The following is a 25,139-nucleotide window of genomic DNA, read 5'->3' as shown; positions in this document are numbered from 1 at the left end:
AATGTTTACCTTTCTTATCAGCGTTATTGTAGTATTAGCAGTGTTGTTGGTCCTCGTCATCCTAGCACAGGATTCAAAAGGCGGTGTTGGAGCTGCTTTTGGTGGTGGTGCCTCTCAGATTATGGGCGTGACCAAAACAGGTAATATCCTTGAAAAAGCAACTTGGGTCTTATCCATCGCTATCTTGGTATTGTCACTATCTTCTTCTGCATTTTATTCTACCTCAGAAGTTGACCAAATTAGTTCTCCGAATATTGAAAGTGCAAGAAAACAGGTTTTGACCCCTTCTTTTGGTGATACTGAAAGCCTTCTTCCATTAGATACCACTGAGGGAGGTAATGATGTTCCCGAAGAGGACAATCAATAAAAGAAATTTCAGCACGGTCTTACCGGGCTTTTTTATTCAATTTTTTTAAGTAAAATCCTTTTACTGATAGGCACAAAACTTTCTTCTAGAGGAATCTGATGTTGACATATAATGCTATATGTTGCAGGATTTGGAAGTTCCTTGTAGGTTTTTATTAGATCTAGTTTGATTTGTTCAAAAGTATTGACCAAAGACCTCCTGACTTTTTGAATAAGCTGCATCATGATGCCTTTGAAGGTGTCGATGCTGTTCTGAAACAAATTTATTTTGTAGCGATAAATGTATATTTCTTTTGCATTGTCAAAAGAAAGTAAGGCATATCCTTCTTTTTGGTAGAGAGGAGAAATCCCAATTGGTTCTATCTCCATTTCATGTTCTAGAAAATCATAAATACTTTTGCCATCTTCGATATAGTTTTTCATTTGGGGCAAAGAAAAAGCGATGATTTCTTCTATCTGTTTCATCATCTCATCATCCATAATCAAAGGCTTAAAATTCAATTTGATTTCATTCCTATCCGGCCCTTCAAGGAGCTTGGGAAATGCTGCCTTGATCTGTTCCTTGTTTTCTTCAAATTTTTTAAGTTTTGAATAGTGTTGGATGAGATCCGCCAAGGGTGGGTATAGTTTCACTTCCTTGAATTGTGAACCCACATGACTCAAATAAGCTAGAAGAAGGTACTTCTTGTATTCGAAGTCAATCCATCCTTCAGTAATCCAATTTTCAGATAAATTTTTCATATGAACATACTTTGCAAAAAATTTAAGCAAATCTGACATAATTTAAAAGTATCAAAGAAAAATTGACAGAAGAATTTCAGCCAACATATTATGTACTGTCAGTTTTGGAGCAAACAGCCCGACTATATGTCAGCTAAATTCTGCAATATTTCTTTGGCACAGGAAATGATAATAAGGTTTTATAGATTTTGTAACTAACTTAAATATTCAATAATTATGTCAAAAGTGAACATCAAACCTCTAGCAGACCGAGTTCTGGTAGAACCTGCTGCTGCTGAAGAAAAAACCGCATCAGGTCTTTTTATTCCTGATACTGCAAAAGAAAAACCTCAAAAAGGAACTGTTATCGCAATCGGAGGTGGTAAAAAGGATGAACCCTTGACTGTAAAAGTAGGTGATACCGTGCTCTACGGCAAATACTCCGGAACAGAGCTTTCAGTAGAAGGTCACGATTATCTTATTATGAGAGAATCTGACATCTTCGCGATCCTTTAATCATCCTATTTTAAACAATCAAAAACCTAAAAAAACAAAAAAATGGCTAAAGAACTGTTTTTCGACACGAATGCAAGAGACAGATTAAAAAAAGGCGTTGACGCTCTTGCTGACGCAGTAAAAGTAACCCTTGGACCAAAAGGAAGAAATGTCATCATTGACAAAAAATTCGGCGCGCCAACCATTACCAAAGATGGTGTTACCGTAGCAAAAGAAATCGAATTAGCTGAGCCAATTGAAAATATGGGAGCTCAGCTTGTGAAAGAAGTAGCTTCCAAAACAGCTGACAATGCAGGTGACGGTACTACCACAGCCACTGTGCTTACCCAGGCAATTTTCAATGCCGGTATTAAAAACGTAGCTGCAGGTGCCAATCCGATGGATCTTAAAAGAGGCATAGATAAAGCTGTTAGCGCTATAGTTGCACAATTAAAATCGAATTCAAAAGCTATCTCTACGAGCAAAGAAATACAGCAAGTAGCAACTGTTTCTGCCAATAATGACGACGAGATCGGTAAAATGATCGCTGATGCCATGGAAAAAGTCGGTAAAGACGGTGTAATCACTGTAGAAGAAGCTAAAGGCACAGAAACAGAAGTGAGAACAGTAGAAGGTATGCAATTTGACAGGGGATACCTTTCTCCTTATTTCGTGACCAACACTGAAAAAATGGAAGTTGAATTGGAAAGACCATACATTTTGATCTATGACAAGAAGATTTCTTCCATGAAAGAACTACTTCCGGTTTTGGAACCAGTAGCTCAAACAGGCAAGCCATTGTTGATCATCGCAGAAGACGTTGACGGCGAAGCCCTGGCTACCTTGGTAGTAAACAAAATCAGAGGTGCCTTGAAAGTGGCAGCTGTGAAAGCACCTGGATTCGGTGACAGAAGAAAAGCAATGTTAGAAGATATTGCCATCCTAACAGGAGGAACTGTCATTTCTGAAGAAAGAGGATACAAGTTAGAAAATGCCACGTTGGATTACTTAGGTACTGCCGAAAAAATCAACATTGATAAAGACAATACCACTGTAGTCAATGGTGCAGGTGAATCAACTGCCATCCAAGCAAGAATTGGAGAGATCAAAGCACAAGTTGAAAAAACAACTTCTGATTACGACAGAGAAAAACTTCAGGAAAGACTTGCCAAATTATCAGGTGGTGTTGCTATCCTATACATAGGAGCGGCTACTGAAGTTGAAATGAAGGAGAAAAAAGATAGAGTTGACGATGCACTACATGCAACAAGAGCTGCTGTTCAGGAAGGTGTTGTTGTAGGCGGAGGTGTTGCTTTTGTAAGAGCTTCATCAGCTTTGGATAATGTCAAAGGTGATAACGAAGATCAGGACACTGGCGTCAATATCATTAGGATTGCCATCGAAGCTCCATTAAGAACCATTGTTGAAAACGCTGGTGGTGAAGGTTCGGTTGTAATCAACAAAATCAAAGAAAATAAGGGTAATTTCGGATACAATGCAAGAACAGATGTTTACGAAGATCTGTTTGAAGCTGGAGTAATTGATCCAACCAAGGTTACTAGATTAGCCCTTGAAAATGCCGCTTCTATTGCCGCATTGCTACTTACTACCGAATGTGTGGTCGCTGATGTGAAAGAAGAATCCCCTGCTATGCCGCCAATGGGCGGAGGCGGAATGGGTGGAATGATGTAATCTTAAAAATAACCCAAAAAAGAGGGACCTTAAAGGTTCCTCTTTTTTTTTCAACTAACCCTTACGAGGAATACTTGATTCTGATTTTTTTAATTGAAAGTAAGTTTTAACTTAGAGTGAGTATATTTGAAATTCTTCTCAAGCATCAGGTGCTTTTGAAAAGTCAATATCAATCTTTTATGAGCTCATTTTATTCAATTATTTTAGTAGATGATGATCCAATCAATAACCTTATCAATAAAAGGTTGGTATCAAAATTGGGTATCGCTCCTAAAATAGAAGAGTATCTTGAAGCAGAAAGAGCAATTGAGAAAATCCGCACATTAAGTTCAGATCAAAACATATTAATTTTTTTAGATATCAATATGCCTGTTATGAATGGCTGGGATTTTTTGAACCAATACTTAATCGAGTTTAAAGACAGGAAAGACAAAATTGTTGTTTTATCAAGCTCAATTGATTTTCAGGATAGGCAAAAAGCAAAAGAATTTGGTTGTGTGGAAGGTTTTATTGAGAAGCCATTAACTCCGGAAAAAATCAAAAGCATTATTTAAGATGGAATCAAAAAATCCTCAAAGCCAACAAATCAGTATGGAACTGTATGCTTTTGGGGAAAATCTTTTTGATAAGCACCACCTGACTTCTGTTGGCCAAATCAAACCATTTTTGGAATCCGATAAAAAATTCTGGCTTAACATCTGCGGCCTGCACGACGATAGCTTACTAAAAGATATTGCAGAATTGTTTGATATACACGTGATTGCCCTTGAAGACATCAAAAACAACCAACAAAGACCAAAATTGGAGGAGTTTGACCATTTTATCTTTTTGGTTTCGAAAATGATCTATACCAAAAATGATATTACTGCTTTGGAAATTGAACAGGTCAGCTTTGTTTTTGGCAAAAATTTTATCATATCATTTCAGGAAAATAGCTATGACATTTTCGATCCGATTCGGGTCAGATTAGAAAACCCTCAAGGCAGAATGAGAAAAATGGGAACAGATTATTTTGCCTATACCTTATTGGATGCTATCATCGACCAATATTATGTGATTCTTGAAATGATGGATGCTACTATAGAGGAAATAGAAGATGAGATCATCAATGATTCGCAGAAAACAAAATTGGGTGATGTCTATCTCAAAAGAAAAGCCCTTCAGGAAATCAAAAAAATCATCTGGCCAACAAGAGAATTGATTGCGGCTTGGAGAAAGTCAGAAAGTCCTTTGATCAAAAGAAAAACCAATCCGTTTATCAATGACATCTACGAACATACCGTGGAGATCATGGAGAATCTTGAAATGCAAAGAGAAAGCATTACCACCCTTGTAGAAATATTCATGTCAAATATCAGTCTCAAGCAAAATGAGGTGATGAAAACCCTAACCATCATCGCTACTATATTTATACCACTGACTTTTATAGCAGGGGTATATGGTATGAACTTTGAATTTATGCCGGAACTACAATGGAAGTATGGTTACATATTTATCTGGGCTTTTTTCCTTGTTTCTACATTTATTATGATTCGGTACTTCAAAAGAAAGCATTGGTTTTAGTTAGAATATATTTTTTTTCATATTTTATATCTTTATTTAAATATTTATTTATACTTTTCAGCATCAGATTATACTGTTTTTTTAAATACAATTAGTGTTTTTCAAAATGATAAAATCTGTATTTAAAAAAAATTACCCATTTAAAGGGCCTTTATCCGCCTAATTTGCTTCTTCACCGATCACCCACGATGAAAAAGATTGCTGTTTTTTTATTTCTGTATTTTTCCCTGTTCCATTTTGGTTTTACCCAAACTTGGACCGGAAATTTAAGCGATAACTGGAACACTCCCGGGAATTGGATTCCTGCTATGGTCCCAGGAGCTGGCAGTGATGTTATCATCAATAATGCTGCGGCACCTCATCAACCTGTCTTGCCTTCAAACATTGCGGTAAGAGATTTAAGCATGTCAGATGGGACCCTTAATTTAAGTGGCTTCGAATTGAATGTTAGAAATCTGAACCTTACCGGAGGTCAAATTATCAATGGTGTAATTGAAACTTCCCAAAATATCACTGAGATACAAAACATGGTTTTTGATGGAAATATGACGATCATTAAAAACGGAGGAGGAAATAATGACCTTTCAGGTGGAAACGTATTTAATGGGCCCACTGTCATCACCAACCAAAATAACAGTAGATTAAGATTGGCATCCACTACTGGTGACACTTTTCACTCCACATCAGTTTTCAATAAAGTTGGCACAGGAAGTTTGGAAATAGCTTACGCTGGAACAAATACCTTTCATCAAGAAGTAACTATAAATAACTCAACAGCAAACAATCAGTTCAATATTGGCCAAGGTGGTGGGACATCTTCTTTGATTAATGGGGGATTGATCACAACAGACTTCAATACAGGTATTTTGATCATCAATAATTTCACCCAACTTAATACAGCATCAAACAGCGTTTTTAATCCAAATACCTTTACGGTTTCAAATTCAACTTTTTTGGGAGATTTTTCAGTTTCAACTTCTGGAGTATTGACATTAGCTGGAGCCAATACTTTTGCCTCGGACAACCAGCTTATTTCAGGAAATCAATTTGCATTACCTGACGGAGGCAATACATTCAACAGCATCACAGGGTCTACAACCATAACAAGAAACGGTGGTGGAGCAGTAACCTGGGGACCTGGCAATTCATTTGGTTCCTTAAATTTTACAGATAATGCTAACAGCAACATGACCTGGGAAGGAAACAACACCTTCAATGGAAATGTGTCAATTACAAATAATTCAAATAATATTTTCCGAATTGCAAATACAGATGGCGATATCTTTAATGGAACAGTCCATTTTATCAACAATGGTACAAGCACAATGGACATCGCATTTAATGGAAATACGACATTTGCCGATCAAATTACAATTGATAACAATGGCGCCGGAAATATCAGGTTTGGAGGAACAGCAGCCCAAACAGGAACAAGTCTGCAAAATAATGGGGGTATCAATACCAATGACCTGACAAACGGTACACTTACCATCAGAAGGTTTACTCAAATTGATAATTTTGCAAATGGTCCGTTCAACCCATTGAATTTTGAAGTGGACAATAGCACTTTCGTTGGCGATTTTTTAATATCCACTATCGGACAAATTACATTTACAGGGAGTAGTAATTTCGGTGGAAACAACTCTTTTACAGCGAATGGAAATATTGTTATGGTTGTAGGAGGAAACACTTTTAGTGATCCTGGCAACACAACCACCATCATCCGAAACGGTGGCGGAAACGTCACTTGGGGAGGAGGAAACAGTACAGGCAATTTTATTTTGGAAGAAAATACCACTTCCAATCTTACCTGGCAAGGTGGAAATACTTTCAATGGAAATGTCAGTATTACTAACAATAGCAATAACCTGTTAAGACTTGCAAATACCGATGGTGATGAATACATGGGTACAAGCATTTTTATCAATAACGGTTCGAGTATTTTGGAAATAGGACGAAGTGGTACCAATATTTATATGGATCAAATCACCATCAACAATTCGAATGCTGGTGGAAGCATAAGGTTTGGTTTAAATGGCGGTACGAATGGGCAGCAAAATGGTGCTTTGACTACTACAGATTTTTCTGAAGGAGATTTGAACATTCAAAACTTTACCCAAGTTGCAAATTTCGCAAACGGCCCTTTCGAACCAAATACATTTACAGCGGAGAACAGTTCTTTTGAAGGAGATTTTGAGGTGACCACCTCTGGAAATATGATACTACAGGCAGATGTCAGATTTGCATCAAATAACCGGTTCATATCCAATGGGCAGCTCACTTTGGGAGGAAATTCGCAATTCAGCACCAATGGCGGAACAAGCACTTATTTTGAAAAAAACGGTGGTGGCAATGTGGCTTGGAATGGCGGAAATACTTTTGGAATAGTTGAATTTGTCAAAAATACTCCCAACTACATTCGCATGACCAATAATGGTATTGGTGATACATTTACGTCAACTTCTGTTTTTTCAAATAATAATACAGGTGAATTTGATATTGCCAGAAATGGCACAAATACTTTTTCTGATCAGATAGAAATAAATAATAATAATGCAGGTGGAAGTATTCGCTTTGGAGCGAATAATGGAATCAGTACCCTGTCAAATGGAAGTCTTAGCACCACAGGATTTGATACCGGAATACTATATATCCAAAACTTTACTCAGGATCAAGACATTCCTAATGGTACATTTTCGCCAATAACCTTTACTGTAGGAAGCAGTTCCTTTGAAGGGGATTTCAATGTGACCACATCAGGCGATATGAATTTACAGGCAGATGTCAGGTTTGCATCTAATAACAACTTCATATCCAATGGCCAGCTTTCTTTGGGAGGAAACTCGCAGTTCAGTACTAATGGAAGTACAAATAGTTATTTTGAAAAAAATGGTGGAGGCAATGTGGCTTGGAATGGCGGAAATACTTTTGGAACAGTTGAATTTGTTAAAAATACTCCCAACTATATTCGCATGACCAATAATGGTATTGGCGATACTTTTACGTCAACTTCTGTTTTTTCAAATAATAATACAGGTGAATTTGATATTGCCAGAAATGGGACAAATACTTTTGCCACAACTATCACAATCAACAATTCCAGCACTGGTCAAATTTCATTTGGAAATACCGGCGGAACCAGCTTATTATCTGCAGGAAGTTTACAAACCACCAGTTACAACAGTGGTAGCCTTGTTGTCAGAAACTTTTTCCAATCCACTGCCACACCCAACGGCAACTTTCAACCTGCAACTTTTTTATCTAATAATGTTTCCTTTCTGGGGAATTTCTTTGTGAGTACTTCAGATACAGGAACAAATAGTTTGCGGTTTCAGAACAACAGCCGATTTGCAGGAAATAATTCATTCACCTCCGCAGGAGGAATAGAAATGATTGGTGGCAACAGATTCAGTTTGGTTGCAGGCACTACTACAAATATGACTAAAAATGGAGCTGGGAATAATGATTGGCAGGGTGGTCATGTTTTCGGAAATTTTAATTTAACTACCAATGGAACAGGACGGATTCGATTAGCAAATTCTATAGCAGGAGACGAATACAGGGGTAATGTAATATTTAACCAAAACGGAGGAGGACTTTTAGAACCCGCACGTAATAACACAAGTATATTCTTAGGAAATATCTCTACCGTTGGTTCGGCAAATGCTATAACTTTCGGAGCTGGGAATGGCTTTGCACAAATAGCTGGAAACATCTCACAAGAACTTCTTGGTGACGCTGCCAATCCACCAAGAATCAATCGATTGACGATGAATACATCAGGTACTTTGGAGGTTCGGGTTCCACTTACTATCGGCAACTTAGTGACATTGACCAATGGCATTATCAATAATGATGAAGAATTGTTAACCTTTATTGCTGGATCATCAGTATCAGGAGGATCAAATGCGAGTCATATCGATGGTAGGATCAGAAAAGTTGGGAATACTGTTTTCACCTATCCCTTTGGCAACGGAGGATATTATGCTCCACTGACTTCCTCTGGTTTTGGAGGTGGAGGGGCTGGGGCTTTTCATTTTACGGGAAGGTACTTTCATACCAATCCTGATTTGGTTCCTTATGATCGGGAAAGCAGAGAAAGCAGTATAGGAGTAGTCAATGAATGCGAATATTGGGAATTTGAAAGAACAAATGGCACGGCAAATCCCACGGTTACCTTATCCTGGTCTGAAGACCGCACTTGCCCAATTGTAGATTTTTCTGAATTCATAGTGACCCAGTGGAACGGATCTGAATGGATTGATTTGGGGCAGGATGGGTTAGGGGGTAATGAAACTTCTGGTACCGTCAGAAATCAAACTGCAGTTTCCAATTGGTCTTCAGGTATTTTTACTTTGGGACAATCCTTCAGGATATTACCCATTGAACTGTTAGCTTTTTCAGCAACTCCGATCAGCAATAGGCAGATCAAGGTTTCATGGGCAACAGTATCTGAAAAGGATAATGCCTTTTTTACAATCATGAAATCTTTGGATGGCCAAAATTGGTTTCCAATTGGCATAACAGCAGGAGCAGGAAATTCGGACATCATCTTGAATTATGAATTCATTGACGAAGACGCAATCTTTGGAAGACAATTTTACAGATTGACACAAACAGATTTTGATGGTACTTCAGAGACATTCAAAGTAGTGGGGGTAACCTTATCGGGAGAGATCCAAGAAAAGTTGACTGTAAAAGCTTACCCTAACCCCACACAAGGTAAAGTTAATATTTTATCAGAAAACCAAAATCTGGAGAATGCAATCATTTCACTTTATGATGTGCAGGGGAGTTTAGTCTTCACTTTGCCAAACCAATCAGGAAGATTATTTGAATTTGACCTGATTGGATTGAAAAAAGGTATTTATTTGATTAAAATCTACAATAACCATCAAGTTGAAACTAAAAAAATAATCCTTCACTAATGCTTTTCAAGGAAAAGAAAAAACCACCAACTCTTCTAAAGAAATATATTGCAATGTTTTTTCATTACAGGCCTCCAATATTACTTTTGGAGCACAACCCGACCGGTATGCTTCCATCCATCTACTGGCACAAAGACACCATCTATCACCTGCTTTCAAACCTGGAAAAGACCACTCAGGTCTAGGAGTGATCAGGTCATTTCCCTTTTTAAAACTGAATTGAAGAAATTCATCTGACATCACCGCACAAACAGTATGTGTTCCCAAATCATCAGCTCCTGTCTCACAACATCCATTTCTATAATACCCTGTCATAGGTTCAGAACTACAAACCATCAACTCTTCTCCAAATACATTACTTGCCATACCAATTTATACGAATAGATAAGCCTTTAAATTAAATAAAGGATGTGTCAATAACAACCTCAAATACCTAAACACTATAAATCTAAAGGTTGATTTTATAACTATGAGGCATTTGGACATCAAATCATTTCATAATCATATTCGATCTATTTTAGTATTTTTTTATTTAATGACCTAATATTGTGTCAATTCCATAATTTTCCATGCTTCCGATTCATTTAACAATTATCAAAATAGGTTCAAATGTGATTACTTCTGATTCAGGACAGCCTGATGAAATCCGTATGAAACATTTGGTAGATCAGGTGTCTAATCTAAAAGAAAAAGGTGTGAAGGTCCTTTTGGTTTCCTCTGGTGCCGTAGCCTTCGGGAGAAAAGAAATAGTCCTTCAGGAAAAACTAAACCCTGTTCTCAAAAAACAAATTTGGGCATCTGTGGGGCAGATTGCCCTGATACGAAAATACAATGACCTTTTTGCTCAAAATGGACATCAGGTAGCTCAAATTCTTGTCACCAAGGAAGATTTTCGCGACAGGAAGCATTACCTAAATATGCGCAACTGTATCCTTGGCTTATTATCCCAAGGTATAGTTCCTATCCTCAATGAAAATGATACTGTGGCCATTACAGAATTGATGTTTACAGACAATGATGAATTGGCATCTTTGACAGCAGCTATGGTCAATGCTGATACTTTGATGTTAATGACCAATGTAGATGGGATTTATGATGGGCCTCCCTCCGACCCTGCTTCGAAATTGATCCCTATTATTGGAAACAAGCTTCCGGAACTCAAGTCTGTAATAAGTCCTACCAAATCCTCATTCGGAAGAGGTGGCATGCTGACCAAGCTTACCATGGCCAGAAAATCAGCTGATCTTGGAATTCAGGTAATCATAACCAATGGTAAAAAAGACCATATACTGCAAGGTATTTTAGAGAATAAAGTCACCTATTCTTATTTTGAACCAAAACCCTTCAAACAAAATCAAAAAAAATGGCTGGCGCATGGCGAACAATATTATAAAGGTGAGGTAGTGATCAATGAAGGTGCAAAATCAGCTTTGACTTCCGAAAAAATCATCAGTCTCCTTCCCGTAGGTATTGTCTCAACCTCAGGGGAATTTTCGAAAGGGGATATTATTCGGATCATAGATGAAAAAGGTGAGAAAATCGGCCTTGGAAAATCTGAATATAATTCTACTACAGCTTCGCAGGTATTGGGACTAAAGAACCAAAAACCTTTTATTCACTATGACTATCTCTACTTATTCCATCATGACTGATTTTAAAAGGATATTCGAGTCTATACAATTCGCCTCAAGAAAATTACCATTACTCACTGAGGAAGATATTCTCCTGACCCTAAGGTCTCTCAGAGAAATAACTCTTGACAATGTAAATCTAATCTTAAAGGCAAACCGACTAGACTTGGCCAAAATGGATGCCAATGATCCAAAATATGACCGTCTATTGCTTACTGAAGGGCGAATTAAAAATATCTGTAATGAAATTACCCAAGTTGAATCCTTGCCCTCTCCCCTGAATAGGATCTTGGAAAGCAAAATTTTAGAAAATGGTCTAGCACTTCAAAAAATCTCTGTTCCTTTAGGAGTATTGGGCATCATATACGAGGCGAGACCCAATGTAACTTTTGATGTATTTAGTCTGGCCCTCAAATCAGGAAATGGTCTTGTGCTGAAAGGAAGCGCTGATGCTGAGCATTCCAACAAGGCTATTATTTCCTTAATCCACCAAGCTCTTGAATTGCACAATATTCCAAAAGATGCCTACCAATTACTGCCAGTGGAAAGAGTGGCAACCAAAGCACTTTTGGAAGCTGTCGGGTATGTGGACATTATCATTCCTCGTGGAAGTCAAGGCTTGATTGACTTCGTAAGACAAAATGCAAAAGTACCTGTCATAGAGACAGGGGCCGGAATTGTTCATACCTACTTCGATGAAACAGGTGACCTTACCAAAGGAAAGGCAATTATACACAATGCCAAAACAAGACGGCCAAGTGTCTGCAATAGTTTGGATTGTTTAATTATCCATGAGAGCCGAACCAATGACCTTTCAGAACTCTTGAAACCAATTATGGATTCTGGGGTGAGAATATTTGCAGATGAAAAGTCATTTGAAAAACTTGAAGGGAAACCTGCAGTTGAAAAAGCAAAAGACGAACATTTTGGAACTGAGTTTTTATCGCTACAGATGTCCATCAAGACGGTAACAGATTTGGATGAAGCCTTGTATCATATATCGGAATATAGTTCCAAACACAGTGAGGCCATCATTTCTGAGAATCAGGCCAACATTGACCAATTTCTCAAGATGGTCGATGCAGCAGCAGTATATGCCAATGCTTCAACTGCCTTTACGGACGGCAACCAGTTTGGACTTGGCGCTGAGATCGGAATCAGCACCCAAAAACTTCACGCAAGAGGCCCAATGGCCCTAAATGAGCTGACTAGCTATAAATGGATCATAAAAGGAAACGGACAGATTAGATAGCCCTTAAAAGTCCATTTCTCTTTTGTTTATATTCTTATTCTATCAATAAAAATTGCAAACTGATTTAAAAGCTGCTTAAAAATATTATAGCGACTGTCACCTAAGATTTTTGTACTGCAAACTGTTTACTGAAAACTACACCCTGCGACGGCCTACTGAAAACTGCGACTAGCTAACTATGTCTTCGGTCTTCCGACTTCCAGCTTCTGTCTTTAAAAAGCATACCCAAATCCAACACCTACCCAAAGGGGCCAGAAACCTCTATTGTTGAAAATTGGGTTGAGATTGACTTTCCACATAAATCCTCCATCTGCTGGTACTCTCCTATAACCAAAATTCAAGGTTCCCATGACATTGGGTGAACCATCAATTTCTAATATAAACTCGGTGAAATCATCACGGGAAGTATAAGTTTCGGAACAGACCCAAATTCCCGTAACAGGATCATAGCTACCATTTTGACAATAGGAAAAGGTCGCACTATTAAATGCCATAAATGTGGCACCACCTCCGACTTCAAAATAATGACCGTTTTTGCCAAATAATTTATTGATCTGAATGGGTGCTGAAAAAAACGAATCCCCACCTGAAAAAGCATATCCCCCTGCTCCTACCCGCATTCCCCAAGAATCAATTTTATCTTTGTCAAACCTGAAATCATAATTAAAGGAATAGGGTAAACCCGCTCCGCCTAATTCAAGGTAGATTGATTGTGTGATAGGCTTTTCTTGGCCAAATACTGTGAAAGGCAAAGCTGCTAGCAAGAAGATTAAAAGTAAATTTTTCATAATTTATTTTTCAATGTTTATCAATGAAATGCATATCCAAAACCAACACCGGCCCAGATTGGCCAAAATCCATTTTGATTGAAAATCGGAATCAAATTGGCCCTAAATGTAAAACCTCCATCAACAGGGATTTTTCTATAACCGAAATTTAATGTTCCCATCAAAGCCGGGGTATCCCCTGAATTCAAAATGAAGTCGAAATCTTTTCTAACCTGACTGCCGGAATTTCCCCAGCCTGAATATGAATTTCTATAATGGATGAAAGTTGCACCACCCCCAACTTCAAAAAAGTGGACAGATCTTCCAAATAATTTAGTTGCCTGTACGGGAATAGTCAACAGACTATTACCATCCCTAGTACCGCCCCAAGTATCAATTCTCGAGTAACCACCGGCACCTACTCGCAGGCCCCAGGAATCTATTCTATCCTTGTCAAATCTGAAATCATAATTAAAGGAATAAACCAAACCAGGGCCCCCTAATTCAACAAAAACCGATTGTGTAGGTGGTGAATACTGTGCAAAACTCTGAAGAGGGGAAAGTAAAATTGAGGAAAACGATACTACCAATAGTTTAATCCAACGCATATTTTAAATCATTATATTTAAATCAAAGCACAAAACTAAAATTATATTTAAACTTTTAACTATTGTTTTCACATAATCCTTGAATTTATCGTTTTCAACTTGACGAAGAAATAACCTGAAATGTTTTGGGTGCAGGTGATTTTGAAAAAATTAATTTTTAAAACTTTAAAACTAAAATTTTACCATTGAATCAGTTTACTATTTAATAACAAAAAGCTAACCCTTAACTTCCATTCTATAAATCCAGAAAAACCATATTTATGGTTGAATAAATTAAATTGATATAAACCTAAAATGAATATCCGCCTAAATGCAAGCTGAGGAAGTTTTCTATAAAATGGCTAGAAGACCGAAGTCGGAAGTAAACGTAAATTTGGCGTTTAGCAAAATATCCATTCGGTTTTCAGATTTACTTGTATCATTTCGGATAATCAATAAAACCTAATTACATAAATATATGAAAAGACGGGATTTCTTTAAAAATGGATTTTTGACAACCTTAGGGTTAGGAGCTATAGGTTCTTATCCTGTATTGGCCAACGGCAATGAATTGAAAAAAGGTCAGGCAAAAAACATCATATTTCTGGTAAGCGACGGCATGAGTACGGGTACATTGAATATGGCGGATATCCTGTTAAGGCATAAAGAAGGTAGACCATCAAAATGGATCAGTTTATATGAAAGTAGCACTGTGAAGAGGTCTTTGATGGATACTACTTCCGCGAGTTCTTTTGTGACAGATTCTGCTGCAGCAGGTTCTGCCTGGGGGGGAGGAATAAGGGTCAAAAACGGCGCGCTTAATATCGGTCCCAATGGTGAAAAACCTGTTCCAATCCTTCAAAAATTCAAATCACAGGGTAAGGCTGTAGGTTGTGTAACTACTGTTCAGATTACCCATGCTACTCCTGCTTCTTTCTGTGTCAACAAGAGTAGCAGAAATGCCATGGCAGAAATTGCCGAAGATTATCGGGAATTAAAGTTTGATGTAATGATGGGAGGAGGAGGCAATTTCTTTAGCTCGGAAAAAAGGTCAGATCAGAAGGATTTATTTGGGGAATACCGTCAAAGCGGTTTTGAGGTTGCTAGAAATAAATCTGAAATGATGGATTTAAAAGGAGACAAACCTATCCTGGGGGTCTTTGCTGATGACGGATTACCTTATGCGGTGGACCGTATCAATGATGAAAAATTGAATGCATCTGTTCCCAGTCTTGCAGATATGACCAAAAAAGCCATTGAGGTTTTGAGTAAAAACAAAAATGGATTTGTAATGCAGGTAGAAGGAGGTAAAGTAGATTGGGCTGCCCATGGGAATGATGCTCCTGCCTTGCTTTATGACCAAGTTGATTTTGATGATGCAGTTGCGGTGGCTATGGATTTTGCAGAAAAAGACAAAGAAACATTGGTGATCATTACTACGGATCATGGAAATAGTAACCCGGGACTTTTTCCCAGTGGCCTAACCGAAAAAAATTTCGAAAAGCTGTATACTACCACTGCTTCCAATGAATGGGTTTTGAATCAGATCAATCCTGATTACAGTACACAACAGGTCATTGACCTATTCATGGAGTATCAACAAATCAACTTTAAACCCGAGGATGCCCAAATACTATTGAAGAATTATGTAAGAGATGCGGATGGTCTTTATAATCCAAATAACCTGCCATTTATGGCATTGGCATCCATGCAGTCTTCGCATAATTCTGTTCAATGGGCAGGCAACAATCATTCAGGTGACTATGTTGAATTAGCCATGTACGGCCCAGGATCTGAGAATCTACCGGGCTTTGTAAAGAATTATGAACTGCACGACTTTATGCTGAAAGCTAGCGGAGTCCACAAGGATTTGTGGGTATAAAAGCAGTAAGCATCTTTGAAAAACTCTTATTCTTCTTTCAATGGTGTGTATTTCAGTTTGCCGACCAAATACAAATAAAGAATCTTTGAATATCGCAACATGAGTGGCAATAGAATAATATTTGCAATAAGTACGGTTATAATATAGGTCATCACTTCAGGGTCATCAAAAAACCAATTGAGAATGATCATTACATTGATCACCAAGGCCACAGAAAAAGCATAACTGATATACATGGCTCCGTAAAAAAAATCAGGTTCGGGAATCAGTACCGCGCCACAATTGGGGCATCGCTCATTGACCACTGTCAATTTCCTATAACTAAACATTGAATTGGGGAAAATATTACCTTCCCTGCACTTTGGACACTTACCCTGAAGCATCGCTGCCCCTAAAGATCTTACTTTCATAATCTAAACTTAATTGCGGCAAATATAGCCAATATCAAATACATAAAAGTGATCTAGGTCACTTCCAGAATATGTAAAGTTCAACAAAAGCCCATTCTCTCAATATTTAACTATATTTGCAGCATGCTGTTGGCAATGAAAAGATATCACTTGGTGAAATGGATCAATTACTTGCTATTGATCAATTTCATCAATCTTTCAGCAAATTTTTACCATGCATCGGTCATGGATTCTTCAGTTTTTGAAAATTATGACCCCATCGATTCCCTCACCGAATTGGTATTGGAATATGTTATGGAAATGGATGATGAAACCATTCCTGATACTGAAGTTCCTCATGAAAAAAGAAAGCTAATTGATGTTAAAATAATCATTGATAAGGAATTCTCCTATCAACTTCAAACCACCAACATCAAAAGCAGCACAAAGACTTTTTATTACGAAGGTATTTTTAAAGAAATTGATTTGGACCAATCCTCCCCTCCACCCAAATTAATTGCTTGATTTTTCAATATCCCTTGTTCAAAACTTGGGATTCTTAAATATTAATAACAATACAAAACCTTCAAATCTTAAAAATGAAAAGGATAAATATATTGCTGGCAGTCATATTATTGAGCTGCGGGCAAATTGTAGCACAAGATGCTCAGATTGATAGTATCAAATTGGAAAGAATTATTTTGGATAGTATTTTTTTGGCAGAGTTTGAAGATTCAAAACTGGATCAAAAACCGAAAGTTCTTCACGCAGAACCCCTCTATATTGATTTGATTCGTGACTTAGGAGCACGAAAAGGAGAAAAAGAATGGAACGTCGGAATGGGAATGTCAGATAAACGGAGTTTTGATGAATATGAGTTGTTGGTAGAATATGAGTGGGCGCCCATCGATAGGTTGGGATTCGAAGTTGAACTTCCTGTTACCTTATTTTCCAAACGAGGGGATCTGCCTACAGACATTTCAAAGCCTGCAAATAGAATTGAATCTTTAAAGCTTGCCACACAATGGTCTTTCCTTGTCTCAGAAAAAGCTAAAACCAGTTTGGCACTTGGGTACATTCATGAATTTGAGATGGTTGATTTAAACAAAATTGGGCAGGGTGATTTGTTCAAGGGTAATGTTTTCAATCCCTTCTTCATTGCTGCAAAAAGATGGGGGAGAAATTATCATACATTGATCTATACAGGCCCCAGAATTGAAAAAGGATTTAACCAAAGCAGCGAATTCAGTTATGAAATCCATACCAATCTACATTACATGATTGCCGGAACCAGAAATTTTATTGGAATTGAAGTCAATAAAGAAATTCACAACGGAAAAATGGAAACAGTACTTAGGCCACAAATGAGAGTTGGGCTTGCGGAAAATTTAATGATTGGTATTGTTACCGGTATCCCCATCAATCGAGATCAAGAGGGTCTCAGTTCATTCATCAGAATCATCTATGAACCTGGTTTTAAGACCTTTCATTAGGGGATGAGGGTAGCGGGAAAATTGAGAAGGATGAAGGATGAAGGAATTGTAGATTTTAGATTTGAGAAGGAATTGAGGGAGGTTGGTAGGAGTCAGCGTCATATTGAACGAGCTTAGGTAACCTTAATTCACCAAAAACCCTTCAGCGAAGTGAATAATCTCCAAAGGGAACGCAGAGGGATGAAGGGGCAGATATTAGATTAAAAAAAAGCCCTAGAATTCTTAGGGCTTTTTCTTTTTAAAATTTTTTCGGAACCAGTCCTCGGAAATCATCTCCTATCACCTCGTCCAATTCATAATCTTTCCCTTTTCCCCATCGTAAAAGTTCCTCTATGGTATAGATCTCGGTAGTTTCAAGGTCTTTGACTTTAAAATTTTCTCCCGATAACCTGGCTAAAATTTCAAGCTTGCGCTTTTCTCCCATATTGGTAAATTCGTAAACTCTTCCTACCCTAAGATTATCCAAAGCAATCGCCATATTATTCTAAAATTTACTTATTTATTCTTTTGACGGGACTAAGCCAGTGCTGTAGATGACAACCTGAACATAAACTTACCAAAATTGATTTTACTTCCTCTATTTGCTGGCACGAGAAAAATGATATACAGAGAAAGAAAAAAGTAACTCTGTAATCTTATGCATCATCACGAATAATCACTCCAACAGCTTCAAATGCATATTCTTGTTTAGGCTCAGTAATTGATTCAATTTCTTCCTTGGACTTGCCGGCATCCTCAGCATAATGTCTTAAAGTAGCTACATCAGTTTCTTTTTTACTTGCTACACCTTCAATCACAACAGGATATCCCTTTGAATTTTTAGGGACAAAAAAACCATAATCCTTGAAAGTTACTCTCATGGTCTGACCGTTTGGAAGATCTATTGTCATCCAACAACCCTTCATGGCACATACTTCTTTGATCTCTCCAACTACTTTTCCCTCAAATTCATCATTCGAGTGAAGTTCGCTCACCAATTGGGATAAGGAAACAACACCCGAATCGTTGATCTCTTCACCAAAGTAACCCGTGGGTGTTTCAACATCAACTTCCTCATTTACTTTTTCAACAGACTGTGGCTGACAAGACCATAATAGGATAAGGGCAACAAAGGCATAGAAAATGTTCTTTTTCATAAGGTTTAGATTTAATAGATCAAAACTAAATATTGGTAAGGTGTAATCCAAAACTTGGATAAAACTTACTTAAGTTTCTCAGCAAACGCCTTCTTGAATTTCTCGACTTTTGGCCTGATCACAAATTGACAATAGGGCTGCATTCCGTTATCATTGAAATAATTCTGATGGTAATTTTCTGCAACATAGAAATTGCTAAATGGGGTAATTTCAGTTACGATAGGTCTATTGAATGCACCCGATTCTGTAAGTCTATTTTTGTAGAATTCAGCCTCTTTTTTTTGATCTTCAGAATGAAAAAAAACGGCTGATCTATATTGAGGACCCACATCGTTGCCTTGTCTATTTAAAGTAGTTGGGTCATGAGTTGACCAGAAAACCTCAAGGATTTCACCGAAAGTTATAACAGTTGGGTCGAAAAAAACCTGAATAACTTCTGCATGGCCAGTAGTGGCTGAAGTCACCTGTTTGTAGGTAGGCATATCCACATGACCTCCACTATATCCGGACAGAACACTTTCCACTCCTCTCAAATCCTGATAAATCGCTTCTGTACACCAGAAACAGCCACCTCCAAGTGTAGCCACTTCTAAACCCTCTGGAATTTGTACGGATGTTTTTGGTAAGTCCTTCATATCTTTTTGTTTTTGGGATGGAGACTGTTGTGCACATGCCATGGTGGCAAGGAAAAGCATCCCCATCATAAATTGTATTGATTTCATACTAATCTAATTTAATGCATAACACTTTCGATACTCAAGAAGTTTTGGGTTTTGCTTTTATCCTGAATGAAAGCTCAGGCATTTTGGTGGGGATATCAGGTTCATTATTTTCCAGGACAATGATTTTTCCCGATCTGTGCAGTTTCATCATAGCCTCTTCAGCCTCTGAAATAAAATAAATCCAATGTTGGGGATAAAGCCATTTAACAACATCAGTAGGAGAAAAACTATCTTCTTTCTTTAGCCTACACATTTCCAATATGGCTATTTCTAGAATGTTGGGCTCTATATAAAGGTGTTTTTCTAACATGCGAATTCATGCCGTGACTTCGACTATTCATGCCATGACTTTGATTCTAAATCATGCCATGACTCGACGTCATGGCATGGATAATGGTCAATGACAAACCAAAATAAATGTAGGCGGAAAATTCTTAAGGGTCAAATGGCTTTTTATATCAGTAAAATAATTAGCAAACTGATATTTCAATAAATAGGAATAACAGATTTGGATAAATTTTCCTTCACCGTTTATGGCAGCTTTGCTTTTTTTATAGATTTCATCCCGGGATTCTTTGTTAATAAGACTCAGGGGAAGGGATGACAATATTAAATCCGCTTTCTCACCATTGAGGTAATGGTCAATATTTTCGGCAGAATCACAAATTATTTTAACGTTTTCCTGCGGAAATTCCCTTTCAAGGTTATCACAGAAAGCTTTACTGATTTCAAACACCAACAGAACCGTATTCTTTTCCATTCTATCCACAATACCTTTGGTAATGCTCCCATCACCTCCTCCAAGTTCTACTATCAATTTTGCCCCTTTAAAATCAGCATAGGAAAGCATTTTGTTGACCAAAGAAAGAGAGCTGAAAGTGATAGCTCCAGTAGTAGAGATATTCTTACATAGCTCCTTCAATAAGACACTTTTATTTTTCATATATTTCTAATAATCCCGCAAGATAGGAATTTTAAAAAAAAATCGTTTGTATTGTTACTTGAGTTATTTATATGTTTTCACCCAATGACTACCCAAACACAAATTAGCTCTAATTTAATATCCAATCTCAAAATTTCTTTTGTCAATTTCTGGAAAATCGGAATACCTTTTTTATTGGTCTTTCTGTTGTTCAGAATTTTTGAGACAAAGGTTGTTTTTGGTATCCATAATTTGGCTTTCGAAAAGAAATCTATTCTATTGTCGGGATTTGTCCATGACCTTTTGTGGGGGTTTTATGTATTGGGTTTTTTATTGATCATCTACTTGGTATTGGAACTGACCTTCCCAAAATTTGGGAAAATAATAGTTAAGTCCTCAGCCACAATTTTAATTCTGCTTCAGGCAGGTCTAATTTTTTATTTTACAAAAATGCTTTTGCCTTTAGGTGAAGATCTTTATGCCTATTCGGTGAGTGATGTCATAGCGACGGTCAAAGCCTCGGGAGAATTCAACTTGTTAAACCTTAGTGCCGCGGTATTTGCTTTTGGACTGATTTATGGAGTCATCAGCATTGGCAAATGGTTACCCATGAATTACCATGCAGCAGTGTCTTTTACAATAATTTGCTATGGATTTATTTTAACTTCGAACTATTTGCCTTTGGCAAAAACACAGGATTTGGGCGAAATAGAAAAAAACTTGATGGTCAATAAATCCCAATATTTTTACGATCAGTCATTCAATTACTTCACCAATAGAGAATATTTGTTTTTTGACTTTTATTTGTCCCCTCCTACCAAAGCAAATTCATTAGTAGAAAAAGTTTTTACAGAACCAAATTATCCATTCCTTCACGAGAACAATTATCCGGATGTTTTAAGCCCATATTTCTCCGAATTTGACACGATACCAGACTTGGTATTTATCATTGTCGAGGGCTTAGGAAAAGCCTATTCAGGTGAAGCTGCCTACTTAGGAAGTTTTACGCCATTTTTGGATTCACTCAGCAATCATTCACTGTACTGGAAAAATGGATTGTCTACTACCGGAAGAACTTTTGGTGTGCTCACAGGAATCTTTGGTTCTCTTCCATTTGCGCAAAATGGCTTTATGGAACAAGCACCTGAATTTCCTCTTCATTTATCCTTATTCTCCATTTTGAAAAAAAACGGCTATTTCACCAATTACCATATCGGCGCAGATAAAAATTTTGACAACGTTGGATCGTTTTTGGAATACCAAAAGGTGGATAGAATTCTGGATATGTCTTCCTTTGATGCAGATTTTGAAGAAACTCCATCAAAATCAGGGTTTTCCTGGGGTTACCCTGACAAAGCCATGTTTGAAAACGGCATGAGAAAAATCCCAAGGGAACTCAGCCAACCACAACTGTCTGTTTTTCAGACTCAAACATCTCATGACCCATTTTTAATTCCGGATGAACAAAAATATTTCGATCTTTTTGAAACCTATATCACCAATACCTTGCGTGCCAATCCTGTGCAGGCAAACAATTATAGGAATTACCAAAGCATGTATGCCAGTATTCTTTATGTGGATGAAGCTATCAAAGAGTTTTTTGATGCTTATAAATACATGCCTAAATATGAAAACACCATATTCATTATAACGGGTGACCATAGACTACCGGAAATCCCGCTTGCAACTACTATGGACAGGTTTCATGTCCCTATTATGATCTTTTCTGAGAAACTACAGAGACCAAAAAGAATGCATGGAATCACCACCCATTTTGAAATCGCCCCTACCCTATTAGGATTTCTGGAAAGCAATTATGAATTGGATTTGCCATCATTGACAGCCTGGAAAGGTTATGTAATGGATACCTCTGCTGTATTTCAGTCAAATGTCACTAATCCTTTGATGCGAAATAAAAACCAACTCCTTGATTACCTCAGCAATGAATATGTCCTATCTGACAACCAACTTTACAGGATTTATGACAACATGGACATGGAACCGATTACAGACATCAAACTGAAGGAAAAACTGGCTCGGGAGTTTGAAAATTACCGGAACTCAAACAGATATGCCACTGAAAACAACCGTATTGTTCCTGATTCCTTAAAAGTTTACTTGCCATTGAAATAATTTATTCAATCATGCTTTTGCCTGGCTTCGGAATCCTTCAAGATGTTTTTCATCAAAGGATAATAATAATTCCAAAAAAAACTGTTTCGCTGGGAATAATCTTCAGCTTGTAAAAACATTCTCCATAACTTAGAAATTCCAAAAAACTTATAAGAACTTCCGCTGACTGGATTGTCTGCAAAATCTCCACAGAAATAGTAAAACTTACCCTGACCATTTTCTTTGACTACAGCTGCTGGAAAATACCTGGGCACACCCATTTCCCTAAGTTTATCTAAACCTTCTTCAGTGGGAAGTAAGTCATAATAAGAAATGACTTCAAAGTCCCTGCTTACCAAAATCACGTCAATCCAATAGGGATATTTAACAATTTCAGGTATCTCGTATTTTTTTTGGTTTTTGGAAGTGGAAATAATATTGGGGACATTATTCAAAAAATCCTTTCCAAACTGTAATATTTCCAAGGAACCGTTTTCATGGACAAAAACCATTCCCGGACCAGCCAATCCCCATACACCATCATGTTGATTGACATATCCTTTAATCAGCCATCTCGGTAAATCATTGTTCAGCAAGGTATCTAATTCATCGAAATACCTTGTAATCCATCCCGTCCACTTAATTTCAGCAAGATTTTCAAATTCCATCCTTACCGCCTTTCCCGTTGGACTTGCAATGGTATTGAACTCGGCAATGATATCAACTTCTTTTGCAAATGCTGCTTTCAACAATTTCATATCAGATTGATCCATTCCTCCATAAATCTTCTTGGAGGGACTTTCCAATATCGGTCCATTGAAGTCATTTTCATACACCCCATAAGTATCTGCATAATATATCAATTCATTCTTATTTAGCAGATTATCTATTTCACTTGATGATAAAGACGAGAGATCATTGATACTTGATTCTTCTAAAGTATTGCCAGGAAAAAATCCGAAATAGTCTTTTGATTTATCATAAAAGCCGCCGTTCAGCTTGGTATATTTAAAGTGATTGAGCAGCCAATGAACCGATTGATGCTCTTGATACGCCTGGTTGGGAACAGTTTTATTGACCAACAATACCCCAAATGGACTGGACGGAGTCAGGTACCAGATCCCGAAACTCAAAATCGGGGTCACTACAAAAAACAATAGCGCCAAAAAAAACCAAAAAGACAAAAGCCTTAATTCTGCAGGGAAATATTTTGACCAGAATTTTTTCATCAGAATCTAAATTCGGTACCTACTGAAATGTTGAGGTTATTTCTGAAATTGGTTTTGGAAATCTCATCTCTGGAATATCCCACAAAACCAAATCCCATCCATCTTGAAGTCCACAGATGTTGGTAACCTGCTCTAATCCTGTAAGAATTCAACAATTGGGATTGAAAGTCTCTGTTCTCCTCATCCGGTGAAACACCTGTTGAGGCTTGTAAACTGAAAAAATCCTCAGGACCACTGAAATAGTACCTAACCTGCAGGTTGCCGCTACTCGATGAACCTTCCGTTCCAGGAATGAAATTCAGTCTTAGATTGATCCACCAATTGCTGATGTATTTCCCAAAAGAAGAGGTAATGATATGGGTAACTTCCGAAAATTGAAGATATCTATATCCCGCTTCTACTTCATAAGCTTTTGGTAAATTCCAAAACACACTGGTTCCAAACCTGAATTTGGGAAAGAAAAAGGCTTCCGAAAAACCGACATTGAAATAGCCATAGGAATTTTTACCCAGAGAAGGATATGCATCCAACTCAAACTGAGTACCTCTATCATCAAACCGCTGGGAGTGGGTGACCCTAGCAATCAGGGAACCGGTCAGATCGGTCCTTGTCCTGCCATAAATTGAATAGGTGTTCCAAGGACTGATAGAACCTGCAAAGGAATCATAGTCATAGGTTGTACCGACTGCATTGATTCGGGTAAGTCGTCTCAATGTTTGTATATATCCTAAAATCCCCTCAGTTTTTGGAGCTTTGGCAAAAACCTCATTGGCAAGCTCAAGTGCCTCCTTGTAAGACTCTCGATAATAATATAATCTTGACTTTCGGTATTTCAGCGCTGTAGAGGTCGCACCAATTTTTTCTAAGCCGGTATCAAGAACCTCAGAAGCCTTATCGTAATTTCCACTCCAAAATAAATTATCGATGTAAGCTACATATACATCCTCATATTCAGGACTTGCCAACAAGGCCCTTTCATAATACCTGCCTGCAGAATCATACTGTCCATCCCAACTAAAAGACCTTCCCATCAAAACCAGCACATCTGCATAACCGGGATATTTGGAGAGTACTTTTCTCAGGATTTCTCTTCCTTCTTCTCTTTTTCCGTCTAAAATCAATTTCCTTGCTTCAAAATATAATTCATCTGGATCAAAGCTTTCTTGGGCAATTAAAGATGTAGGTAAATACCCCTGAAATACCAGCAAAAAAAGGGAAAATAAAATTATCTGTCGGTTCATCTTCACGTTTCG

At 37.6% G+C, this 25,139-nt stretch carries 24 protein-coding genes; 12 read left to right on the top strand and 12 right to left on the bottom strand.

Going from position 1 to position 25,139, the window contains the following annotated elements; all coding sequences use genetic code 11:
- Window position 1: 1 nt before the first annotated feature.
- The gene (gene secG, locus HMJ38_RS11015) at window positions 2-367 is read left to right on the top strand and encodes a preprotein translocase subunit SecG (RefSeq protein ID WP_194974452.1); all 366 of its coding nucleotides are present in this window, start codon (window positions 2-4) and stop codon (window positions 365-367) included.
- Window positions 368-399: 32 nt separating this feature from the next.
- On the opposite strand, the gene HMJ38_RS11010 is transcribed toward secG, so the two are convergent.
- Window positions 400-1,107 carry a hypothetical protein gene (locus HMJ38_RS11010; RefSeq protein ID WP_194974451.1) on the bottom strand — a complete coding sequence of 236 codons (708 nt, stop codon included), beginning with the start codon at window positions 1,105-1,107 and terminating at the stop codon, window positions 400-402.
- Window positions 1,108-1,323: 216 nt separating this feature from the next.
- On the opposite strand from HMJ38_RS11010, the gene HMJ38_RS11005 reads away from it, so the two are divergent.
- From HMJ38_RS11005 to HMJ38_RS10985, 5 genes are all read left to right on the top strand, one after another.
- A complete protein-coding gene (locus HMJ38_RS11005) occupies window positions 1,324-1,602 on the top strand; it encodes a co-chaperone GroES (RefSeq protein ID WP_194974450.1) in 279 nt (92 codons plus the stop codon).
- Between the two features lie 42 nt (window positions 1,603-1,644).
- The gene (groL, locus tag HMJ38_RS11000) at window positions 1,645-3,273 is read left to right on the top strand and encodes a chaperonin GroEL (protein WP_194974449.1); all 1,629 of its coding nucleotides are present in this window, start codon (window positions 1,645-1,647) and stop codon (window positions 3,271-3,273) included.
- 179 nt (window positions 3,274-3,452) lie between these two features.
- Window positions 3,453-3,827 carry a response regulator gene (locus tag HMJ38_RS10995; RefSeq protein WP_194974524.1) on the top strand — a complete coding sequence of 125 codons (375 nt, stop codon included), beginning with the start codon at window positions 3,453-3,455 and terminating at the stop codon, window positions 3,825-3,827.
- A 1-nt stretch (window position 3,828) separates the two neighbouring features.
- Window positions 3,829-4,836 (top strand): magnesium/cobalt transporter CorA, encoded by a 1,008-nt coding sequence (corA, locus tag HMJ38_RS10990; RefSeq protein ID WP_228780008.1) that lies wholly within the window; start codon window positions 3,829-3,831, stop codon window positions 4,834-4,836.
- 188 nt (window positions 4,837-5,024) lie between these two features.
- Window positions 5,025-9,764 (top strand): T9SS type A sorting domain-containing protein, encoded by a 4,740-nt coding sequence (locus HMJ38_RS10985; protein WP_194974448.1) that lies wholly within the window; start codon window positions 5,025-5,027, stop codon window positions 9,762-9,764.
- Window positions 9,765-9,770: 6 nt separating this feature from the next.
- Here the strand turns inward: HMJ38_RS10985 and HMJ38_RS10980 are convergent, their stop codons facing one another.
- A complete protein-coding gene (locus HMJ38_RS10980; protein WP_194974447.1) occupies window positions 9,771-10,130 on the bottom strand; it encodes a DUF2237 family protein in 360 nt (119 codons plus the stop codon).
- Window positions 10,131-10,333: 203 nt separating this feature from the next.
- On the opposite strand from HMJ38_RS10980, the gene proB reads away from it, so the two are divergent.
- Together proB and HMJ38_RS10970 are read left to right on the top strand one after the other, a co-directional pair.
- The gene (gene proB / locus HMJ38_RS10975) at window positions 10,334-11,416 is read left to right on the top strand and encodes a glutamate 5-kinase (protein WP_194974446.1); all 1,083 of its coding nucleotides are present in this window, start codon (window positions 10,334-10,336) and stop codon (window positions 11,414-11,416) included.
- The gene (locus tag HMJ38_RS10970) at window positions 11,409-12,647 is read left to right on the top strand and encodes a glutamate-5-semialdehyde dehydrogenase (RefSeq protein ID WP_194974445.1); all 1,239 of its coding nucleotides are present in this window, start codon (window positions 11,409-11,411) and stop codon (window positions 12,645-12,647) included. The genes proB and HMJ38_RS10970 overlap by 8 nt, the downstream gene beginning before the upstream one ends.
- Before the next feature lie 212 nt (window positions 12,648-12,859).
- Here the strand turns inward: HMJ38_RS10970 and HMJ38_RS10965 are convergent, their stop codons facing one another.
- The gene (locus HMJ38_RS10965) at window positions 12,860-13,435 is read right to left on the bottom strand and encodes a hypothetical protein (protein ID WP_194974444.1); all 576 of its coding nucleotides are present in this window, start codon (window positions 13,433-13,435) and stop codon (window positions 12,860-12,862) included.
- Window positions 13,436-13,455: 20 nt separating this feature from the next.
- Window positions 13,456-14,022: a hypothetical protein gene (locus HMJ38_RS10960; protein WP_228780007.1), complete on the bottom strand. Its 567-nt coding sequence runs from the start codon at window positions 14,020-14,022 to the stop codon at window positions 13,456-13,458.
- A 457-nt stretch (window positions 14,023-14,479) separates the two neighbouring features.
- Between HMJ38_RS10960 and HMJ38_RS10955 the strand changes: the two genes are divergently transcribed.
- Window positions 14,480-15,883 carry an alkaline phosphatase gene (locus tag HMJ38_RS10955; RefSeq protein ID WP_194974443.1) on the top strand — a complete coding sequence of 468 codons (1,404 nt, stop codon included), beginning with the start codon at window positions 14,480-14,482 and terminating at the stop codon, window positions 15,881-15,883.
- Window positions 15,884-15,909: 26 nt separating this feature from the next.
- On the opposite strand, the gene HMJ38_RS10950 is transcribed toward HMJ38_RS10955, so the two are convergent.
- Window positions 15,910-16,293 (bottom strand): DUF983 domain-containing protein, encoded by a 384-nt coding sequence (locus HMJ38_RS10950; protein WP_194974442.1) that lies wholly within the window; start codon window positions 16,291-16,293, stop codon window positions 15,910-15,912.
- Window positions 16,294-16,428: 135 nt separating this feature from the next.
- On the opposite strand from HMJ38_RS10950, the gene HMJ38_RS10945 reads away from it, so the two are divergent.
- Window positions 16,429-16,797 carry a hypothetical protein gene (locus HMJ38_RS10945; protein WP_194974441.1) on the top strand — a complete coding sequence of 123 codons (369 nt, stop codon included), beginning with the start codon at window positions 16,429-16,431 and terminating at the stop codon, window positions 16,795-16,797.
- Between the two features lie 74 nt (window positions 16,798-16,871).
- A complete protein-coding gene (locus HMJ38_RS10940; RefSeq protein WP_194974440.1) occupies window positions 16,872-17,765 on the top strand; it encodes an HAEPLYID family protein in 894 nt (297 codons plus the stop codon).
- A 238-nt stretch (window positions 17,766-18,003) separates the two neighbouring features.
- On the opposite strand, the gene HMJ38_RS10935 is transcribed toward HMJ38_RS10940, so the two are convergent.
- The 5 genes from HMJ38_RS10935 to HMJ38_RS10915 all read right to left on the bottom strand — a co-directional run bounded on the left by HMJ38_RS10935 (window position 18,004) and on the right by HMJ38_RS10915 (window position 20,566).
- Complete coding sequence (locus tag HMJ38_RS10935; protein ID WP_194974439.1) at window positions 18,004-18,243, bottom strand: hypothetical protein; 240 nt, start codon at window positions 18,241-18,243, stop codon at window positions 18,004-18,006.
- 157 nt (window positions 18,244-18,400) lie between these two features.
- Entirely contained in the window at window positions 18,401-18,901 is a 501-nt protein-coding gene (locus HMJ38_RS10930; RefSeq protein ID WP_194974438.1) for a DUF4920 domain-containing protein, read from the bottom strand.
- 65 nt (window positions 18,902-18,966) lie between these two features.
- Entirely contained in the window at window positions 18,967-19,536 is a 570-nt protein-coding gene (gene msrA, locus HMJ38_RS10925) for a peptide-methionine (S)-S-oxide reductase MsrA (RefSeq protein ID WP_394355067.1), read from the bottom strand.
- Window positions 19,537-19,657: 121 nt separating this feature from the next.
- Window positions 19,658-19,933 carry a DUF3253 domain-containing protein gene (locus tag HMJ38_RS10920; RefSeq protein WP_194974436.1) on the bottom strand — a complete coding sequence of 92 codons (276 nt, stop codon included), beginning with the start codon at window positions 19,931-19,933 and terminating at the stop codon, window positions 19,658-19,660.
- An 87-nt stretch (window positions 19,934-20,020) separates the two neighbouring features.
- Complete coding sequence (locus HMJ38_RS10915; protein ID WP_194974435.1) at window positions 20,021-20,566, bottom strand: class I SAM-dependent methyltransferase; 546 nt, start codon at window positions 20,564-20,566, stop codon at window positions 20,021-20,023.
- Between the two features lie 84 nt (window positions 20,567-20,650).
- Here HMJ38_RS10915 and HMJ38_RS10910 point away from each other — a divergent pair, with 84 nt between their 5' ends.
- On the top strand, window positions 20,651-22,678 hold the full coding sequence (locus HMJ38_RS10910; RefSeq protein ID WP_194974434.1) for an LTA synthase family protein: 2,028 nt from the start codon (window positions 20,651-20,653) through the stop codon (window positions 22,676-22,678).
- Between the two features lie 5 nt (window positions 22,679-22,683).
- Here HMJ38_RS10910 and HMJ38_RS10905 read toward each other — a convergent pair whose 3' ends face one another.
- Together HMJ38_RS10905 and HMJ38_RS10900 are read right to left on the bottom strand one after the other, a co-directional pair.
- Window positions 22,684-23,886 (bottom strand): hypothetical protein, encoded by a 1,203-nt coding sequence (locus HMJ38_RS10905; protein WP_194974433.1) that lies wholly within the window; start codon window positions 23,884-23,886, stop codon window positions 22,684-22,686.
- The gene (locus HMJ38_RS10900) at window positions 23,886-25,127 is read right to left on the bottom strand and encodes a YaiO family outer membrane beta-barrel protein (RefSeq protein WP_194974432.1); all 1,242 of its coding nucleotides are present in this window, start codon (window positions 25,125-25,127) and stop codon (window positions 23,886-23,888) included. Before HMJ38_RS10900 ends, HMJ38_RS10905 begins: the two co-directional genes overlap by 1 nt.
- Between the last annotated feature and the right edge of the window lie 12 nt (window positions 25,128-25,139).

This window comes from Aquiflexum lacus, assembly GCF_015476655.1.
Lineage (GTDB): Bacteria > Bacteroidota > Bacteroidia > Cytophagales > Cyclobacteriaceae > Aquiflexum > Aquiflexum lacus.
The sequence above is the reverse complement of the archived record's forward strand: the minus strand, read 5'-3'. Positions and strand labels throughout refer to the sequence as shown.

Coding starts and splice junctions, on each gene's coding strand:
- HMJ38_RS10960 (WP_228780007.1), bottom strand. CDS start 14,022: ATGCGTTGGATTAAACTATTGGTAGTATCGTTTTCCTCAATTTTACTT.
- HMJ38_RS11010 (WP_194974451.1), bottom strand. CDS start 1,107: ATGAAAAATTTATCTGAAAATTGGATTACTGAAGGATGGATTGACTTC.
- HMJ38_RS10905 (WP_194974433.1), bottom strand. CDS start 23,886: ATGAAAAAATTCTGGTCAAAATATTTCCCTGCAGAATTAAGGCTTTTG.
- HMJ38_RS10910 (WP_194974434.1), top strand. CDS start 20,651: ATGACTACCCAAACACAAATTAGCTCTAATTTAATATCCAATCTCAAA.
- HMJ38_RS10940 (WP_194974440.1), top strand. CDS start 16,872: ATGAAAAGGATAAATATATTGCTGGCAGTCATATTATTGAGCTGCGGG.
- HMJ38_RS10995 (WP_194974524.1), top strand. CDS start 3,453: ATGAGCTCATTTTATTCAATTATTTTAGTAGATGATGATCCAATCAAT.
- HMJ38_RS10935 (WP_194974439.1), bottom strand. CDS start 18,243: ATGGCGATTGCTTTGGATAATCTTAGGGTAGGAAGAGTTTACGAATTT.
- groL (WP_194974449.1), top strand. CDS start 1,645: ATGGCTAAAGAACTGTTTTTCGACACGAATGCAAGAGACAGATTAAAA.
- corA (WP_228780008.1), top strand. CDS start 3,829: ATGGAATCAAAAAATCCTCAAAGCCAACAAATCAGTATGGAACTGTAT.
- HMJ38_RS10965 (WP_194974444.1), bottom strand. CDS start 13,435: ATGAAAAATTTACTTTTAATCTTCTTGCTAGCAGCTTTGCCTTTCACA.
- HMJ38_RS10945 (WP_194974441.1), top strand. CDS start 16,429: ATGAAAAGATATCACTTGGTGAAATGGATCAATTACTTGCTATTGATC.
- proB (WP_194974446.1), top strand. CDS start 10,334: ATGCTTCCGATTCATTTAACAATTATCAAAATAGGTTCAAATGTGATT.
- HMJ38_RS10970 (WP_194974445.1), top strand. CDS start 11,409: ATGACTGATTTTAAAAGGATATTCGAGTCTATACAATTCGCCTCAAGA.
- msrA (WP_394355067.1), bottom strand. CDS start 19,536: ATGAAGGACTTACCAAAAACATCCGTACAAATTCCAGAGGGTTTAGAA.
- HMJ38_RS10985 (WP_194974448.1), top strand. CDS start 5,025: ATGAAAAAGATTGCTGTTTTTTTATTTCTGTATTTTTCCCTGTTCCAT.
- HMJ38_RS10955 (WP_194974443.1), top strand. CDS start 14,480: ATGAAAAGACGGGATTTCTTTAAAAATGGATTTTTGACAACCTTAGGG.
- HMJ38_RS10900 (WP_194974432.1), bottom strand. CDS start 25,127: ATGAACCGACAGATAATTTTATTTTCCCTTTTTTTGCTGGTATTTCAG.
- HMJ38_RS11005 (WP_194974450.1), top strand. CDS start 1,324: ATGTCAAAAGTGAACATCAAACCTCTAGCAGACCGAGTTCTGGTAGAA.
- secG (WP_194974452.1), top strand. CDS start 2: ATGTTTACCTTTCTTATCAGCGTTATTGTAGTATTAGCAGTGTTGTTG.
- HMJ38_RS10915 (WP_194974435.1), bottom strand. CDS start 20,566: ATGAAAAATAAAAGTGTCTTATTGAAGGAGCTATGTAAGAATATCTCT.
- HMJ38_RS10980 (WP_194974447.1), bottom strand. CDS start 10,130: ATGGCAAGTAATGTATTTGGAGAAGAGTTGATGGTTTGTAGTTCTGAA.
- HMJ38_RS10930 (WP_194974438.1), bottom strand. CDS start 18,901: ATGAAAAAGAACATTTTCTATGCCTTTGTTGCCCTTATCCTATTATGG.
- HMJ38_RS10950 (WP_194974442.1), bottom strand. CDS start 16,293: ATGAAAGTAAGATCTTTAGGGGCAGCGATGCTTCAGGGTAAGTGTCCA.
- HMJ38_RS10920 (WP_194974436.1), bottom strand. CDS start 19,933: ATGTTAGAAAAACACCTTTATATAGAGCCCAACATTCTAGAAATAGCC.